At 62.5% G+C, this 16,607-nt stretch carries 19 protein-coding genes and 1 pseudogene; 13 read left to right on the forward strand and 7 right to left on the reverse strand.

Annotation, left to right across the window (positions count from 1 at the left end):
• Window positions 1-89: 89 nt before the first annotated feature.
• The 3 genes from V5279_RS22130 to V5279_RS22140 form a co-directional block, all read right to left on the reverse strand.
• Window positions 90-1,379 (reverse strand): hemolysin family protein, encoded by a 1,290-nt coding sequence (locus V5279_RS22130; RefSeq protein WP_166295706.1) that lies wholly within the window; start codon window positions 1,377-1,379, stop codon window positions 90-92.
• Window positions 1,380-1,589: 210 nt separating this feature from the next.
• The gene (locus V5279_RS22135; RefSeq protein WP_029082620.1) at window positions 1,590-1,859 is read right to left on the reverse strand and encodes a hypothetical protein; all 270 of its coding nucleotides are present in this window, start codon (window positions 1,857-1,859) and stop codon (window positions 1,590-1,592) included.
• A 127-nt stretch (window positions 1,860-1,986) separates the two neighbouring features.
• Window positions 1,987-2,190: a hypothetical protein gene (locus tag V5279_RS22140; RefSeq protein ID WP_166295703.1), complete on the reverse strand. Its 204-nt coding sequence runs from the start codon at window positions 2,188-2,190 to the stop codon at window positions 1,987-1,989.
• Window positions 2,191-3,506: 1,316 nt separating this feature from the next.
• Between V5279_RS22140 and V5279_RS22145 the strand changes: the two genes are divergently transcribed.
• Window positions 3,507-4,358: a 3-hydroxybutyryl-CoA dehydrogenase gene (locus V5279_RS22145; RefSeq protein ID WP_338700964.1), complete on the forward strand. Its 852-nt coding sequence runs from the start codon at window positions 3,507-3,509 to the stop codon at window positions 4,356-4,358.
• Between the two features lie 234 nt (window positions 4,359-4,592).
• Here the strand turns inward: V5279_RS22145 and V5279_RS22150 are convergent, their stop codons facing one another.
• Window positions 4,593-4,793, reverse strand: coding sequence for a hypothetical protein (locus tag V5279_RS22150; protein WP_166295698.1), 201 nt, complete (start codon window positions 4,791-4,793; stop codon window positions 4,593-4,595).
• Window positions 4,794-4,941: 148 nt separating this feature from the next.
• Here V5279_RS22150 and V5279_RS22155 point away from each other — a divergent pair, with 148 nt between their 5' ends.
• The 3 genes from V5279_RS22155 (at window position 4,942) to V5279_RS22165 (ending at window position 5,971) form a co-directional block, all read left to right on the forward strand.
• Window positions 4,942-5,202 carry a DUF3551 domain-containing protein gene (locus V5279_RS22155; protein ID WP_175619281.1) on the forward strand — a complete coding sequence of 87 codons (261 nt, stop codon included), beginning with the start codon at window positions 4,942-4,944 and terminating at the stop codon, window positions 5,200-5,202.
• A gap of 94 nt (window positions 5,203-5,296) precedes the next feature.
• A complete protein-coding gene (locus V5279_RS22160; protein WP_338700967.1) occupies window positions 5,297-5,461 on the forward strand; it encodes a hypothetical protein in 165 nt (54 codons plus the stop codon).
• A gap of 129 nt (window positions 5,462-5,590) precedes the next feature.
• The gene (locus V5279_RS22165; RefSeq protein ID WP_338700969.1) at window positions 5,591-5,971 is read left to right on the forward strand and encodes a hypothetical protein; all 381 of its coding nucleotides are present in this window, start codon (window positions 5,591-5,593) and stop codon (window positions 5,969-5,971) included.
• 37 nt (window positions 5,972-6,008) lie between these two features.
• Here V5279_RS22165 and V5279_RS22170 read toward each other — a convergent pair whose 3' ends face one another.
• Window positions 6,009-6,236 (reverse strand): hypothetical protein, encoded by a 228-nt coding sequence (locus V5279_RS22170; RefSeq protein ID WP_338700970.1) that lies wholly within the window; start codon window positions 6,234-6,236, stop codon window positions 6,009-6,011.
• 271 nt (window positions 6,237-6,507) lie between these two features.
• Here V5279_RS22170 and V5279_RS22175 point away from each other — a divergent pair, with 271 nt between their 5' ends.
• On the forward strand, window positions 6,508-6,702 hold the full coding sequence (locus V5279_RS22175) for a hypothetical protein (protein ID WP_029082614.1): 195 nt from the start codon (window positions 6,508-6,510) through the stop codon (window positions 6,700-6,702).
• Window positions 6,703-6,774: 72 nt separating this feature from the next.
• Here V5279_RS22175 and V5279_RS22180 read toward each other — a convergent pair whose 3' ends face one another.
• A complete protein-coding gene (locus V5279_RS22180) occupies window positions 6,775-6,918 on the reverse strand; it encodes a hypothetical protein (RefSeq protein ID WP_338700971.1) in 144 nt (47 codons plus the stop codon).
• A gap of 310 nt (window positions 6,919-7,228) precedes the next feature.
• Here V5279_RS22180 and V5279_RS22185 point away from each other — a divergent pair, with 310 nt between their 5' ends.
• The 8 genes and pseudogenes from V5279_RS22185 to V5279_RS22220 all read left to right on the forward strand — a co-directional run bounded on the left by V5279_RS22185 (window position 7,229) and on the right by V5279_RS22220 (window position 15,399).
• On the forward strand, window positions 7,229-8,077 hold the full coding sequence (locus V5279_RS22185; protein WP_338700972.1) for a hypothetical protein: 849 nt from the start codon (window positions 7,229-7,231) through the stop codon (window positions 8,075-8,077).
• Window positions 8,078-8,111: 34 nt separating this feature from the next.
• On the forward strand, window positions 8,112-8,333 hold the full coding sequence (locus tag V5279_RS22190; RefSeq protein ID WP_338701340.1) for a hypothetical protein: 222 nt from the start codon (window positions 8,112-8,114) through the stop codon (window positions 8,331-8,333).
• 4 nt (window positions 8,334-8,337) lie between these two features.
• Entirely contained in the window at window positions 8,338-8,781 is a 444-nt protein-coding gene (locus V5279_RS22195) for a hypothetical protein (protein WP_224741604.1), read from the forward strand.
• Between the two features lie 257 nt (window positions 8,782-9,038).
• Window positions 9,039-9,191, forward strand: a complete 153-nt coding sequence (locus V5279_RS22200; protein WP_338700974.1) for a hypothetical protein — start codon at window positions 9,039-9,041, stop codon at window positions 9,189-9,191.
• A 70-nt stretch (window positions 9,192-9,261) separates the two neighbouring features.
• A complete protein-coding gene (locus V5279_RS22205) occupies window positions 9,262-9,411 on the forward strand; it encodes a hypothetical protein (protein WP_338701930.1) in 150 nt (49 codons plus the stop codon).
• Between the two features lie 2 nt (window positions 9,412-9,413).
• A pseudogene (locus V5279_RS22210) lies at window positions 9,414-10,494 on the forward strand (YihY/virulence factor BrkB family protein).
• Between the two features lie 153 nt (window positions 10,495-10,647).
• Window positions 10,648-10,890 carry a hypothetical protein gene (locus tag V5279_RS22215; protein WP_338700976.1) on the forward strand — a complete coding sequence of 81 codons (243 nt, stop codon included), beginning with the start codon at window positions 10,648-10,650 and terminating at the stop codon, window positions 10,888-10,890.
• Between the two features lie 1,038 nt (window positions 10,891-11,928).
• Window positions 11,929-15,399: a calcium-binding protein gene (locus tag V5279_RS22220; RefSeq protein WP_338700978.1), complete on the forward strand. Its 3,471-nt coding sequence runs from the start codon at window positions 11,929-11,931 to the stop codon at window positions 15,397-15,399.
• Between the two features lie 341 nt (window positions 15,400-15,740).
• On the opposite strand, the gene V5279_RS22225 is transcribed toward V5279_RS22220, so the two are convergent.
• A complete protein-coding gene (locus V5279_RS22225; protein ID WP_338700980.1) occupies window positions 15,741-16,178 on the reverse strand; it encodes a nuclear transport factor 2 family protein in 438 nt (145 codons plus the stop codon).
• Window positions 16,179-16,607 lie beyond the last annotated feature (429 nt).

A 16,607-nucleotide genomic window follows, 5' to 3' on the forward strand; every position in this document is an offset into this window, starting at 1 on the left:
CTATTCGGGCTGCCGCTATGCCGATAGCACACCGCGGCGGCCTGTTTTGCTGTCCTGCCCGTTATCAACAAGCCGGCCGGGTGGCAATCTCAGGCCGCCGGCTGCTTGCTCACCAGAACCTTGTCGATGCGCCGGCCGTCGAGGTCGACGATCTCGAATTCCCAGCCCTGCGCCGTGGTTTTGGCGCCGACATCGGGGATGGCGCCGAATTCATGCAGCAGGAAGCCGGCCGCGGTCTGGTAGGGGCGCGGAGAGGGCAGCGCGATGCCGAGCAGTTCGCTGAATTCGAGCGCGGGCATCCAGCCCGAGATCAGATAGGAGCCGTCGTCGCGCCTGACATAAGCGGGCTCGGCCGGACCTTCCTCGGTATGGAAGGCGCCGACGATGGCCTCAAGGATATCGGCGCTGGTGACGACGCCCTGGAAGGTGCCGTATTCGTCATGCACGAGGCCGATATGCACTGCGGAGTCGCGCAGGATCGCGACCACGTCGCGGGCGTCCACCGTTTCCGGGATGATCGGCGCATCGCGCGTCAGCGCGCGGATGTCGGGCGCCTGGCCGGCGAGGTAGACGTCGAGCACGTCCTTGGCCTGCACGATGCCGAGCGCATGATCGCGGTTGCCGTCGAACACCACGCAGCGCGAGTGGCTGCTCTTCTGCAGCGTTGCGAGGATCTCGGGCGCGGGAGCGGCGAGGTCGATCAGGCTGACTTCGTGGCGCGGCGTCATCACGGCGCCGACCGGCAGATCGCCGAGCCGCATCACGCCGGCGATCATCTCCTTTTCGCCGGGCTCGAGCACGCCGGCGTTCTCGGCTTCCACCACCAGCGTCTTGATTTCGTCCTCGCTGACGCGGTCCTGCGCATCCTCGCGATGGCCGAGCAGCCAGAGCAACGCCTTGCCGGAGCGGTCGAGCAGCCACACCACCGGCAGCGACAGTTTTGCCATCACCGTCATGGCAGGCGCAGCCTTGACCGCGATCGACTCCGGATCGCGCAGCGCGATCTGTTTCGGCACCAGTTCGCCGACGATCAGCGAGGCATAGGTGATCACGCCGACGACGATGCCGACACCGGCGGCGTCGGCGACGTTTGCCGGCAGTCCGAGCTCGAACAGCCATTGCGAGAGGCGCTGGCCGAGCGTTGCGCCCGAGAAGGCGCCCGACAGCACGCCGATCAGCGTGATGCCGATCTGCACGGTGGAGAGGAATTTTCCGGGATTGGAGGCCAGCGCAAGCGCACGGCGCGAACCGCTGACGCCGCGTTCGACCAGCGCCGCGAGGCGCGCCGGACGGGAGGAGACGATGGCGAGTTCCGACATCGACAACAGACCGTTGACGACGATCAAGACCGCCACGATCGCGAGTTCCAGATATAACACGGGAGTCCCTGAGCTTGGGCGGCGTCGGCCGCTGCACGACGCCCTATATAGGCATACCGGCGCGGCTTTGCTGTGCCCTGTCGGACGTCCCTGCACAAGCAGAGCGTGCGTATGGCGCGCATGCAGCAGGAGATCGCGGCATTTTGGCGCGCGGGCTGATGTGGCGATTGGAGCCGCGGTTCGTGGATGCCCGCGTCACGGTATCAAGCTCTACGCGAGTATCCGCAGCTCCGGTTTGGCGAACTTTCTTGCAGGCGATGCAGGCTGTCTCGGCGCTCGTTCGGCAGCCTGCAGCTGCGTGCGCAAATCGGCACTGCACTGCTTCATCTGGTTGCGCAATTCGCGGCGGGAAAACGCGGTGAGCGAGGGGTCCGCAAGCTGCTGCCAGGCCTTGCGCAGCCATTCCTGCAGCTCGCGAATATTCCGATCCAGAATCTTCTGATCCAAAATCTTCTGATCCAAGACGTCGGGCTGGGTCATGCCGCCAAATCCCACGAAGTGATCAGTTGCAAGGTAACGCTGATTCGCGCCGTTTCACCTAACGCTATGTTGCGCGGGTGAGCTTGAGGCGGCGAGAGCTGCACGGGCAGGCGTGCCGATATCCGCGTCAGCTGGCGTTGCCGGATCCTGCGCGCAGGAAATCCACCACGATCGGCAGCGCGAGGACGAGCGCTGCCAGCACCGAGAGATGGCGCGTCTGCGCGGTGGAGAGGCCGAGATCGTATTGAGCAAGATAGGCAAGCATGATCGCTGCGTAGGCAGCAACGCAGACCGCCACCACGATGCTCACGAAATCGGTCTTGCTCTGCATGACGACACCGCGTTGTTGCCGACGCGGTGTAGCGCGGCTCAGCCTTTGCCAACTATGAGCTGGTTCACGGGCGCGGCGCCCGCCGTGCCAACGAGCTCCGCGGATCGCTGCGGTCAACCGCCGGCAACGTTGCTCACGCGTACCGCAACAGGGAGTCCGCGCCGTCGCGCGCGCGATCGAGAATTCTGGCGCGGTGGCGACCTGGCCTGCCGCCAGCAGGCTTAGCGAGGAGTGTTGCCTTGGCTTCCGCGCGGAAGCTTGACCGGGATGTGGGGCGACGTGCTCACCACACGCGGGCTTCCGTCGGAATGGGTCTGGCCGTTAAGCAACGTCTCGAGCAACAGAATGAATTTCTCGGCAAGCATGGGCGTAGCCCTCGTCGTCCAATTCCTGTAAGTCGCGGCGTCCTCTCGAAAATTCGATCAACAAAATGCGAGCCGCAGCCGACTTGGCAATGCTGCGCCGCGAGCCCGTCCATGTGCAATCCGGGAGACTACCGGCGTCCGCCGGCTCAGGTCGCGCGCTGTTGAGGCGAGAAGGCGGGTCTGGATCCCTCGCAGCCAGCAGCCGCGGGGCCATGAGCCAAACCCTCGAAGCGCCAAAGCGTCGTCAGCGATACCGTGCCACAGCGCTCGCAGCGAAGCGGTGTGTCGCCATGCAAATATCGTCCGCGCCGGAACAGTTGAGGCGACGCGATTTCCTTGCAACTCGGGCAAGCCAGCGCCAGCTTGCTCGTCTTCCAGCGTCGAAATAATCGAAACACCGTACCCTCAGCGTTTCCGAGACGTGCGATGGGGGCTATTTAGCGATCGACACCCCTGCGTGGAAAGGTGCTGAACGTCGCAGCTGCGGGTTTTGTAGCATCCGGCCCACGGGGCCTTTGCCGAGAATCGGGACGGAATGGTTGCCAAATCCCTACCGGCGGGCCACCCAGCGCGTGATCTCATCACACCGTTCCTTCAAGGATGTACGCTAGCGATAGCGACCATGGATCGGCAGCAAGATATTGATGAGGGTATCGTACCGGCGCTGCGCCGCAGCTACGGGCGGGTGGCCTGGTGGATCGTGCGACTCAATCGCGTATTCGAGCCGTCGCGCGCCGCCGAGCCGTCACGGACCGAGGTGCCGTCGCGCACGGCCGTCCCGCCACGGCGACCGGTCCCGCCGCGCCCGGAATAGTCATCACCAGAATACCGGTACCCCCTGTATCGGCCGCTCGACCGGACTGCTATGCATGCGCCATCCGCGGACTTTCGGTCCGCCGTTTTTGACGATGCAGCCGCGCGGCGGCGCAAGCGACGGGAAGGACTGACACAATGATCGAGACGGTTGGCATCATCGGCGCCGGAACCATGGGTAACGGCATCGCGCAGATCTGCGCGGCGGCGGGGCTTGCTGTCACCATGGTGGATATCTCCGACGCGGCGGTGCAGCGCGGCCTGAAGACGGTCGGGACCAGCCTCGATCGCCTGGTCGCCAAGGAGAAGATGACGGCGGCCGATCGCGACGCGACGCTCGGGCGCATCAGCGCGACCACCGACAAGTCGAAGCTTGCCGCCTGCGATCTCGTGATCGAAGCGGCGACCGAGAACGAGGAGCTGAAGATCAAGATCCTGAAGGATCTCTGCGCCGGGCTGAAGCCGAGCGCGCTGGTTGCGACCAACACCTCGTCGATCTCGATCACCCGCCTGGCGGCCTCCACCGATCGTCCTGATCGCTTCATCGGGATGCACTTCTTCAATCCGGTCCCGGTGATGGCGCTGCTCGAATTGATCCGAGGCTTGCAGACCTCCGACGACACCGTCGCCAAGGCCGAAGCCTTCGCCAAGCGCGTCGGCAAGGTCGCGATCACGGCGAAGAACAGCCCGGGCTTTGCGGTCAACCGCATCCTGTGCCCGATGATCAACGAGGCGATCTTCGCGCTGCAGGAAGGCATTGCGACGGCCGAGGAGATCGATGCCGGGATGAAGCTCGGCTGCAACCATCCGATCGGCCCGCTCGCGCTTGCCGACCTGATCGGGCTCGACACCATGCTGTCGGTGATGGAGGTGTTCTACACCGGCTTCAACGACCCCAAGTACCGGCCGGCGCCGCTACTGAAGGAGATGGTCGATGCAGGCCATCTCGGCCGCAAGACCGGGCAGGGGTTCTATAGCTACAGCAAGTAAGGTCGCGCCGCGCGGCCAACACCGTAGTCATCCGGGATGGATCGCGCCTGTGACCTGACGTAAACGCAGACCTCTGATCCGCCACGTGAGGCGGGGGACATCAGACACGAGGCCCGGGCTCCTAGGCACACCGGGCCTCGTGTTTTTTGTGGGGTCCTGAACTCAGTTCGCGGAGGCGACCGGCGTGATGCGGGTTTCTTCGGGATCGGCGCCGAGCAGGCCGACGAGATACTTCTAGTCGTCCGGCATCTTTTCCTCGAGCGTGGCGGGCGTGTAGGGCTCGTGCCCGGAATCCTTGCTGGCAAGGAAGACGCTCGCGGTCACCGCGAAGAACTCCAGCTGGTTCTTCAACGCGTAGGCCTCCTTGGCGAACAACTCCTCTGACTTGGCCTGGCCGAGGAAGCTCTTAGGCTTGTTCTCATGGCCATCCGGCATCAGCCGGCCTGTTCATGCTGAAAAGGGCCTTGAACCTTCCTTACAACTCTCGCTCACAGCTTCTTGAGGCGGCGACCGGAAACCTCGCACATCTCGCCGGCGTACCTACATCAGTAGCTGGGTGCCGATTGAGGAAGGAAGCAGGATCATGCGCAGGACGAATTGGGCAATTCTGGCGTTTGCGGCGCTCGGAACGAGCTGGATTGTCGGCTCCGCATCGCCGGCGGTCGCCGATTCCTATGATTATCCCTGGTGCATCCAGGGCAAGCAGGAGGGGTATCCCGGCTATTGCGGGTACCAGACCTACCAGCAGTGCCAGGCGGCGGCGTCAGGCCGCGATGCCTATTGCGGCGTCAACCCGCGCGTTGCGTTCAGCCAGCAGCGGATGGCGCCGCGGGCGATCCGCTAAGCGGCCGTCGGCCGTGCGGCCATCAGGCACGATGATTGCATTGCCAATAGTCAGACAGTTACCCCCTCGGAGGGCAGACCCTCTTGGAGAGCAAATGGGCGAGATCATCAGGTTTATCTCGAAGTCTGAACGGGAGCGCGCGCGTCTGATCCGCGAGGCCCGGGCGAACTACGAGCGCATCTTTCCATCGGCCGGTTCGACCGATGTGGAAGGCGCGGCGGTCGAGGGCGACGCAGGCGGGGCCTCGTCGAAATCGTAGCGTGCCGGTCTTGCACCCGAGTCTTGCACCCGAGAGACGGCTGACGCTGCAATGTGGAAACGAATCTGGCAAACTTGGACGATTGACCGGCCGGCCGCGTTTGGCGATTGGCTCTGGCAGGTTCTGGTCGTGGAACTCGCTGCCTTGCTCGACCGGCTGACGCTGCGCAAGCTGATTGCGCTGATCCCGGTCGTCATCTTGATCGGCGCCTATTGGCATCGGATTCCGCTTCCTCCCGAGTTGATGCTGGTTGGCGATGTGCTGGCCTATATCGACATTTTCTCGATGATCTTCCTGATCGGCTTCTTCACGCGCGTGGCGACCGTGCTGGCCGTCGTCCGCCAGGCGATCGATTCTATCAGCTGGATGCTGCGGCGTGTGCCGACGGCGCTGCGCAGGCTCGATATCCGTCACCGTCGCGCAAGCGACACCATCCGCGGCAAGCGGTCCACGCGCGCGAGCACCGACGAGGAGGACGCCGCTGTCATACCCGGTCTTGCCTGGGCCTAATCCGGGACGATGTGCGGTGAAGACCGCGAGTGCTCCGCTAGCGCGGCTGCCCGGCCTGCTCATCGCCGTCGTCGGCCGGCAGCCGGGCCGGGCTGCGCGCGGAGGCGCCGTCCTGGTTACGCCGGTGCGAACTGGAGAGATCGGTCGCGCCCTGCCGGGATCGATGAAATGCGAGACCCATCTGGAAGCTCCAGACACCGAACAGCACGGCACCTGCCACACAGGCCGCCACGAAGGCCCAATCGCGCTTCTTCATCTGCTTCAACAACGCCAAATCAATGCCGCGCCGGCCGCGGCCCGCTCCAGCGAAATCTCTCGCAACGATGCCTGCAAAGCAAGACTCCGGCAGTCTGAAACGATCGAACGCGCTTGCCAATCCGCGCAGCTCACTCCCGCGCCGGTCACGGAGCGGTGATTATCAAATCATGCATCCAGAAACACTCGGACCAGCTAGTCCGCCCCCGCAACAATCTTGCCAAACTTTCACTAGGGGCGCAGTGAGTTCGACAATGCGGAACCTAATCGGACGAATCGCAATGACCGAACTTGAGGAGCTTCGATACTTCGAGCATCAGTGCCTGGAGATGGCGAAGCAATCCACGCTGCCGGACGCGCGTCGCGCGCTCCAGATCCTGGCGCGCAACTACGCCACCGCGGCCGAGGTCCTCGAACGGCGCGCACAATCTGCCAACACCGCGCTCGCGCAATTGTTTCGATGCCTGAGGCTGTGACGAGGGGAGGCACCGGCATGGCCCGAGGCCGTGCGGATGATCCTGGTATCGGAGATGACAGTCGCTGCGGTCCTACTTCCGCGCGGTCGAATAGAGATCAGTTCCGAACAGCCGGCCTTCGGTCTGAATTCGCCAGTCGCGCGGAATGAGGCCGACAATCGGATGATCCGGCACATTGGTGCGACGGATCGTGTGCTCCTTGAATGCGCTCAACATGCGCGAGAATGCGGTCTTTGAGGCAAGCTACCGCGACCGCGGCTTCGTGATCCGCGGTCATGACTGGGACGACTAGCAAGTCCTGAGCACATCTTACGGTAACACAAAGAGGGCCCCGCTTCGGCGGGGCCCCCTTTGTGGGCCGCGAGGCACGTGCCCGCTCATACAGCTAGGAACTTTGGCTTCTCGGCCAGATTGTCCGGTCGGAATTGAGCGGAGGAGGCTCGCATGAACCAGTTGATTTATCTGGTCGGACTGATCGTGGTCATTCTTGCGGTATTGTCGTTCTTTGGATTGCGGTAGACGCATCATGGACACTGATCGAAGCGTTGCTGACGTCGTCGACAATAAGGGCGGCTTGCGGCTGCAATGGAGTCCGGTTTTCGCGGGCGCGCTCGCCGCTTCGGCCTTGTCGCTGATCCTGATCAGCTTCGGCGCAGCAGTCGGACTGGGCGTGAGTTCGAGCTCGCCGTCGTGGCGCGATGCATCGGCCGCGCTCGCGCTGCTATCCGGGCTGTTCCTGATTCTTCAGGCCCTGGTGAGCTTTGGCTTAGCCGGCTACATCGCCGGTCGCACGCAACGTGTGATCGGTTTGACGCCGGCCGACGTGATCGAAAGCAACGACGGACTTCATGGGCTGACCACCTGGGCGCTCGCCGTTGTCCTGGGGGGGACAATCATTGCGCTGGTTGGCTTGTCGACCGCTCGCCCGGTGCTCCAGAGCCGGCCTGCTGCGACGGCTGGGGAGCAGTTGCTGAGCGCCGAGCTCGATCGCCTGTATCGGTCGGTGCGGCGTCCGGTCAATCTCGACATCGGTTATGAGCGGGCCGAGGCGGGCCGCATCCTGCTGACTAACTCCGGCCACAGCGGCGTTAGCAGCGAAGATCGCAGCTATCTTGTCCAGCAGGTCGCGGCCGCGACAGGTTTGCCTGCTGCCGAGGCCGAGAAGCGCGTCGACAGTGTCATCGGTGATGCCAAAACCGCCATTCAGCGATCGCGGCGTGGCTCGGTGATCCTCGCATTTTCGGCGGCGGCGGCGCTGTTGTTCGGCGCGGTCGCAGCCTGGGCCGCAGCCTGTGCAGGCGGCCGGCATCGCGACGGCGCGACGCTGCCAGAGTGGATGGGCGGCAGGCCAACGACCCCTGTGCCGGTGGTCTGATGCAAGGGCGAATGTGCTACGATGGGAGACGATGATGGCAACGATCTTGGTCATGGACCACACCGGTGACACAAGGCAATCTTTCGATCCCGAGGACGGCGAACAACTGGCCTGGGCGAATGCGCGCTTCGCCGAGCTGACATCGGACGGCTACACCGCCGCAGTGCGAAGATCTTCCGGCGAAGCGGCGCTCGTCCGCGCGCTCGATCCAACCGCCGAGGAAACATTGTTCTATCCCAGGCTGGTGGGCGGCTGACGCCATGATCGCCCGCCTGCGCGGCGTGTCTCCGCTGTCCGTGCTGCAGCACGCCGCCGGCACGCTGCGTGCGACGCTGGTCGCGATCCGGGAGCGCTGGCAGGCTTATGAACGAAAGGAGGCGCGCGGGCTGGCGCTGATGTCCGCATGGCTCTCGCCGGAGCAGCGATCGCAATTTGAAAAGCACAACCGCTTCGACGTCATCGGCTCGGAGTCCGGCAAGCGTTATCGGATTTGCTACGGCACGTCGACCAATGTCTATGAGATGGACGGCCGCGACCGCGTTGTCCTCGGCTGGTGCTTCCGGCCTGTCGGTTCGCTGGTGGCGGGCGACGTGATGCTTGCCCAGAAGATCGCATTGGAAACCGATGAGCGCGCGACGCTCATGGTGGCGCGGCCATTCCCGAGTTCCTCTCCGCCACGCGCGACGCTCCCTCAAGCCCGGTAAGCCCTAGGTCCGCTCGCCGGCCACACGCTACCGCGAATGCAACTTTCCCTGACGTCCCGATCCTGCTGCGCAACGGCTCGGTATGGAGTAGCGCCATCATCAATCACAGCACCTATCACAACGTCGGTGAAGTGAAGGTGTCCTTCCCGGTCCGTGCGGGCAGACCGATCGAGCGCATCGGCGAGCAGATTCTGAAGCATTTGCGCGAGGACCCGCGGATCGAGGCGCGACCCGCGCTCGAAGTGCACGTCTAGAAAGTGGCCGACATCTCCGATGCCGTGCATCCGATCGTCGAACTGACGGTCAGTGCAAAGGCAGAGCCGGCCGATGCGGACCCCGTGAAGCATCGGCTCTTGGACCTCGTCACCACAATGCTCACCGACGCAGGCGCCACGCGGCCGAAGCCGTGACGCGCAGCGGGGTAAGGAACGTCGATCACCCTGCCGGGTTGTCCGATGCCGACTTGCAGTGGACATCGCCATGCGCGCCAACGCCCGACCGTCACCCAGCCTCATCGCCCGATCTTACCTCGCGGACTTGCGACAATGGAACGGGCATCTCGTGACCGGCTACGCGCTGGCATGCGGCTTCATGCGCTTCAATCGTCCGCGCGACGCCATTCAGGACTAGCGATGGCCCCCCGCTCGAATTGGCCGAACGACCTGATGCTCGCTGGCGCAGCCGCGCTGGCGACCTTGGCGATCTATCGCCACGTGTCACGATCGGAGACGCCGTGCGTCCCAGGGCGGCGTGCGGAGCCCGTGCTCGCCGAAGCGCAAGAGCGTGGACGGCTGGCTCACACGCCGCTTCGGATTCCGGCCGCCGGCTGGAAGGACATCCTGCTGCGTACCTATCAGCAGATCGACGAGGACCGGCTGCTGGCGACCGCCGCCGGCGTCGTGTTCTACGGGCTGCTCGCGATCTTTCCGGCCATCACGGCGCTGGTCTCGAGTTACGGCCTGTTCGCCGATCCGTCCACGATCTCATCCAATCTGCAAAGCCTGGCGCTGATGCTGCCGGAAGGTTCATTTGCCATCGTCCAGGACCAAGTCGCCCGCGTGCTCGCGAAGGGGTCTTCGACGCTCGGCCTTACCTTTGCCTTCGGTCTGCTGATCGCGATCTGGAGCGCCAACGCTGGAATGAAGGCGGTCTTCGATGCGCTCAACGTCGTCTATGAGGAGAAGGAAAAGCGCGGCTTCGTCAAACTCAACCTGATGTCCCTCTCTTTCACAATCGCAGCCCTCATTTCGGTCATGTTGATGGTAGGGGCCGTGGTGGTCGTGCCGCTTCTGCTCCAGCAGGTCGGACTGGGCACACGGGCCGAACTCATCATCCGGCTCGGGCGGTGGCCCGTCCTGGTCCTCCTGCTCCTCGTCGCGCTCGCGGTGCTCTATCGCTACGGCCCCAGCCGGAGCACGCCGCGCTGGCAATGGCTGAGCGTTGGTGCCGTTGCCGCGGCTGTGGCTGATCGGTTCGGCGCTGCTGTCTTGGTACCTTGCGAATTTCGGCGATTACAACGCGACCTACGGCTCGCTTGGCGCGGCCATTGGCCTGATGACCTGGATGTGGATGTCTGCCATCATCGTGCTGTGTGGAGCGGAACTGAACTCCGAGATCGAGCATCAGACTACCATCGATTCGACCGTGGGCCGCGGGAAGCCGCTCGGGGTGCGCGGCGCAAGGATGGCGGATACGGTCGGCAAGGCTTCGTAGCGAGACCGACGTCGCCGCTGCACCGGCAAGCTTTCATTAACCCGACTCACACAAGGTTCGTTCTAGGCCGTCTGGATGGGCCGCTTGCGGAAGGCCGCCACGCGTAGCAGCGTGGCGGCTTTTTGCGTCTAACCGCGTTACAGGAGACGACCGATGGACTACGGCGCCTTCACCGACGCCAGCTTGAAGATGATGTATGAAGCCGTCCGCGGCGCGCTCGCGGCCGACGATGAGTTCGAGGCCTACGGCGAAGAGCCAAAATTCCGGGTCCGCTCGACGCCCGAGTGGAAACGGCATGCCGGCAGTCTTGAGGCCGAGATGCTAAGGCGAGGGCTCCAGGTCGACATCATCGACTGGACGGGCGGTCAGGGCGAGCTTCCGCTGGCCGACGCCTGAAGTCAGGCCGCAGAAGGTGTGTCGCGCCCGCAACGCCACAAGAGTTCCGTTGGGCGGTGGAGCTTTTCGGACTTCACTGTGTGGCAATTTCCCGATCTAATAATGGCGGACCTGAGGCGAATATTTTTACTTCCAAGGCGTTCATTTTAGGTCAGGTTCAGGAGGCCGCTGTCCAGCGCCAGCGGCCTCTTCGTATTGCTTCATTTCGTATTGCTTCATTGATTGCAAAGAGATTGTCCGATGCCCCTGCAGGTGTGGACCCTTGTCGCATCGATCGGCTGGACTGCCATTGTGGGCGTGATGCTGCTCTATATGATTTTCGGACCGAGCTAACGGGATCGAGACGTTCGGGTCTTGAGACGTTCAAGTTTTGGCGGCAGCGGATATGGCTGTCCCGATTCAATTTGCAGAAACAGCTGACGGGGCAGAGGCGGCCTCAATTCAGCTTCTACCGATCGAGCAGCTCACACTCAAGACAGACGGAACAGGGACGATGATGGCGTAGCGCCGGCTGCCATCGATTGCCAGCCTGATCCGGCCGACGCTTGGGCGCGAGACGGCATCAACCGCCCCGACGAGCCGCGCGCAGCAGCACGAGCGAATTCTGTGATGCAGGGTCCTCAGGTTCCAGGTTCCCGAGACACGAAATCTTCGCCACCGACAAATTGTCGCACTGGGCGAGTTCCGCAGCATCGTCTCGTACTTAATGTCAAGCCTTTGACCGGGGACTACCTCTAAATCTCCCGCCTAAATTGTCTTTTTCATTGTTCAATCAATCACTGCATATTGAGTGGGGAGATTTTTCATTGCCGGTCCAATCCGCCTGAACGGCCTCGATTGGATTTCCGTCACCCGATCAGCTCGACCCCCTACCTGAGCCCAGCAGCTTTTCGCTGCTGTACGGTGTTCGCATTCCTGGGCTCTCGAGCGGTTCATTCTGGTTCGGTGATTAGCACGCAGGTTCTTCTGCCGATTTCTGAGTTCTGCCGACTACGCGCATTGCACAGCCACCATTGATGACGGGAAGAGAATTTCACCATGGCAACATTCACAGGCACGTCAGGTCCAGACACCCTGATCGGAACACCCAACGGTTCGAACACAGACGACACGCTGTCGGGGCTCGACGGCAATGACACGCTGATCGGCGGCGATGGCGCCGACTCCCTTGACGGCGGCAACGGATTTGACTTCGCATCCTACAGCGACTCCGGCACCGGGGTTGTGGCAAGCCTGCTGAATCCGGGCAATAACACGGGCTTTGCGGCGGGGGACACCTACACATCGATCGAAGGGCTGATCGGCAGCAACTTCAACGACACTCTTGAAGGCAACGGAACCGGCTCTTTCCTGCAGGGCGGACTGGGAGCTGACTCGATCCGCGGTGATTTAGGCCGCGACTACGCCGACTACGCGAATTCGGCCGCCGGGCTTACGGTCGATCTCGCAGACCCGACACAGAACACCGGGGAAGCGGCCGGCGACACATATTTCGACATCAGCAACATCAGTGGGTCGGCGTTCGACGACACGCTGATCGGCGATGCCAACAGCAATTTCCTGCGCGGCGGCCTTGGCGCCGACTCCCTCGATGGCGGAGCAGGCTTCGACTATGCCGATTACGCCAATTCGGTAGCCGGCCTCGTCGTCGATCTCGCTGACCCGACACAGAACACCGGTGAAGCTGCCGGAGATACGTTCACATCGATTGAAGCCATCCAGGGAAGTGCCTTTGACGATACCCTGATCGGCGACGCAAACAGCAATAACTTGCGCGGCGGTGCCGGTGCCGACTCGCTCGATGGCGGCGGAGGCACTGACTACGCAGACTACGGCAACGCTGCGACGGCAATCGTTGCAAGTCTCGCAAATCCGGCCAGCAACACCGGCGATGCTGCTGGTGATAGCTATACCTCGATCGAGGGCATCATCGGCTCGGACTTCGACGACACGCTGACGGGCGATGCAGGAAATAACAATCTGCGCGGCGGTCTCGGCGCGGACGTGCTGGACGGCGGAGCCGGCAACGACGTTGCGGAATATATCACATCGAGCACTGGCCTACTTGTGAGCCTCGCAAATCCGGCCTTGAACACGGGCGAGGCGGCCGGTGACACCTACATCTCCATTGAGGGGCTGAGAGGTTCAGACTTCAACGATACCTTGATAGGTGATGCCGGCGACAATCTGCTGGACGGCGCAGGCGGGGCAGACTCGCTCGTCGGCGGTGCGGGCAATGACATCTATATTCTCAATGACCCCGGCGATGTCATTACCGAGAACCTGGGAGAGGGTACCGACACTGCGGTTGTCACAGGCAACTTCAACTACACGCTCGCTGCCAACGTCGAGAACCTCACGATTGAGACCTCTGCGAATGTTTCTGGCACCGGCAACGCGCTCGCAAATGTCATCACTGGCGGGGCGGGCAACAATGTGCTGGACGGCGGAATCGGCGCCGACACCATGGCCGGCGGGCTCGGCAACGACACCTATTTCGTCGACAATGCCGGCGATGTGGTGACCGAAAACCCCGGCGAGGGCACCGACACCGTTCACTCGACCATCGACTACACCCTGACCGCCAATGTCGAGAACCTGATCCTCGACGGCACCGGCAATCTCGCCGGCACCGGCAACGCGCTCGCAAATACCATTACCGGCAATTCCGGCAACAACACGCTGGATGGCGGGGCTGGCGCCGACACGATGGCCGGCGGGCTCGGCAACGACACCTACTACGTCGACAATGTCGGCGATGTGGTGACCGAGAACCCCGGCGAGGGCACCGACACCGTTCACTCGACCATCGACTACACCCTGACCGCCAATGTCGAGAACCTGATCCTCGACGGCACCGGCAATCTCGCCGGCACCGGCAACGCGCTCGCAAATACCATTACCGGCAATTCCGGCAACAACACGCTGAACGGCGGGGGTGGCGACGACACGCTGGATGGCGGGGCTGGTGCCGACACGATGATCGGCGGGCTCGGTAACGACACCTACTACGTCGACAATGCCGGCGATGTGGTGACCGAGAATCCCGGCGAGGGCACCGACACCGTTCACTCGACCATCAACTATGCGCTGACCGCCAACGTCGAGAACCTGATCCTGGACGGCACCGGTAATCTCGCCGGCACCGGCAACGCGCTGAACAACGTCCTGACCGGCAATTCCGGCAACAACACGCTGGACGGCGGAATTGGCGCCGACACCATGGTGGGCGGGCTCGGCAACGACACCTATTTCGTCGACAATGCCGGCGATGTGGTGACCGAGAACAGCGGCGAGGGCACCGACACCGTTCACTCGACCATCGACTACACCCTGACCGCCAATGTCGAGAACCTGATCCTCGACGGCACCGGCAATCTCGCCGGCACCGGCAACGCGCTCGCAAATGTTATCACCGGCAATTCCGGCAACAACATGCTGGACGGCGGAATTGGCGCCGACACGATGGCCGGCGGGCTCGGCAACGACACCTACTTCGTCGACAATGCCGGCGATGTGGTGACCGAGAACAGCGGCGAGGGCACCGACACCGTTCACACCACCGTCACCTACAGCCTGGCCGCAAACGTCGAGAATCTGATCCTCGATGGATCCGGCAACCTCACCGGCAGCGGCAACGCATTGAACAATGTTTTGACAGGCAATGCCGGCAACAATTCCCTCTACGGCAACGACGGTAATGATACCGCCTACGGAGGTGCTGGAGCTGACATCCTCGTTCTCGGCAACGGCGACGACTATGGCGATGCCGGCGACGGCAACGACTACATCTATGCGGGAGCCGGCAATGACGTTCTGATCGGCGGCGCCGGTCTCGACGTTCTGCTGGGCGAGGACGGCAATGACGTGGAGTATGGCGGTTCCGGCTTCAACTATCTGTTCGGCGGCGCCGGTACCGACACCTTGATCGGTTCGGGAGGTACTGCCGCGAGCGATGTCAACGTGATGTACGGCGAAGCAGGTGCCGACTACCTCTATGGTGGGCAAGGCACCAACTACTTCTACGGCGGCACCGGCGTCGACACGATGTTCGGTGGCTCAGGCCTGAACATCTTCATCTCGTCGGGCGAGACCGACGGCAATGTCATCTACGGCGGTTCTGGCCAGAACTATGTCTACGGCTCCAACGGCGGCGATACGGTGACCGGCGGCAGCGGCGTCGACGTGTTCCTGATGGGCACCGGGGCCGACAACATCACTGGCGGCGGCGGGGTCGACTATGCCTGGGGGGGCGCTGGCGCGGATACCTTCAACATCAGCGACGCCAGCCAGGAGATCATGGTCATCCAGGACTTCAATACAGGCGGAGTGAATGACTTCGTGCGCTTCGCGGGCACGTCGCTGCATTCATTCGCCGATGTCCAGGCCCACGAGACCTACGTTGCCGGGATCAACACCACGATCATCACCGACGCCGCGGGCAGCGCGGTTTGGCTGATCGGCGTCGCGCCGGGACAGCTGGACGCGAGCATGTTCAAGTTCAGCTGAGAACCGACGCCGTGATCGCTTGAACTTGTCAGACCTACGAAAGAAGGCCGCCCGTCGAGGCGGCCTTCCTGTTTTCAAACGTCCAGCGCTGGGCCGTGAATTCCCGGTGCCGATAGCGCGGCAAGGACCACGCCCATCAACTGTTGCTTCGTTCAGACAAATCAAGAAGAGCCGGTGAGGCTTTTCTAGCGCGAACTGCAACGCAGCGCGGCCGCCAATGTCGGGAAGGCGGTAACGCAGAAACGAACTGACGCACTACCTTTGCGGCCAAACGATCTCGCCCAGATGCAAGATTGCGTATTCGCCAGGTGGTGAGTTCTTCACGTTGGAGAGCGCTTCATTCAGCGAGCCAAACGGGCTAAGCAGGTCTCGAAAATTCCGTCGATCCGTTCCAATACAAAAAATGGAAACTCCTCGTCGATCGGTGCATCCAACGGCTTTTCTGATGGCATGGGCGGACGGCCCCACCGCATGAAGGCTATCTTGCCATCGGGGGCGAGCTTCAAGGTGGCCATCAGCAGCTCGTCGCGAGCGATATACGAAATTGAAGCCCCGTCGCTTTCGGGCACCAAGTCGTGCACCTCGATCGAAGCGCCACAGTCTTTGAACCGTTCAGGCCAAAACGCCCTCAACGGCTCTTTCCCGACGACCGTCTCGGAAACACAACAGGTGCATTCGAGGATCGCTTCGTCCCCAAACAATGACATGAGAGTATCGAGGTCGCGCGAGCGGTAAGCATCCAGCCAATCAATAGCGGCGGCCATCGGGTCACAGGACATATTCCCCACCTAAATGCCGTTCTCTCCAGGTGATATTTAGAACATTTCTACGCCGCAGCCTATACGAAATAACCATAGTCGTTGGGGGCGCCGCTCGTCGTCGGTCCTTGAGGAAAAGAATGCGACCGGTTCTACTTGCTTAGAACACAGGAGCAATCGCCCCATGTGCGCGCGATGCGTAGAGTTGGATAAGAAGATCGGGCACCTCACGGAGCTTGCCGGGCGCATCTCCGATCCGCTTACGTTGGACAACATCAGGGACTTGCTAGCCGAACTCCGGAGCGCGAAGCGCGACTTACATTCCGAACCACCAAGAGAGTGAGGCTATCGTTCTCCAAGCCACCAGATTGGTGATGGATTTGCGGCCGAGATCTTGGTCGTTCGCAACGCCACCAGATGATTACACCTGAAGGGGTGGCTGTGGGCCCG

Origin of the sequence: Bradyrhizobium sp. 26S5, from assembly GCF_036923295.1 — a bacterium.
GTDB classification, from domain to species: Bacteria; Pseudomonadota; Alphaproteobacteria; order Rhizobiales; family Xanthobacteraceae; genus Bradyrhizobium; species Bradyrhizobium septentrionale.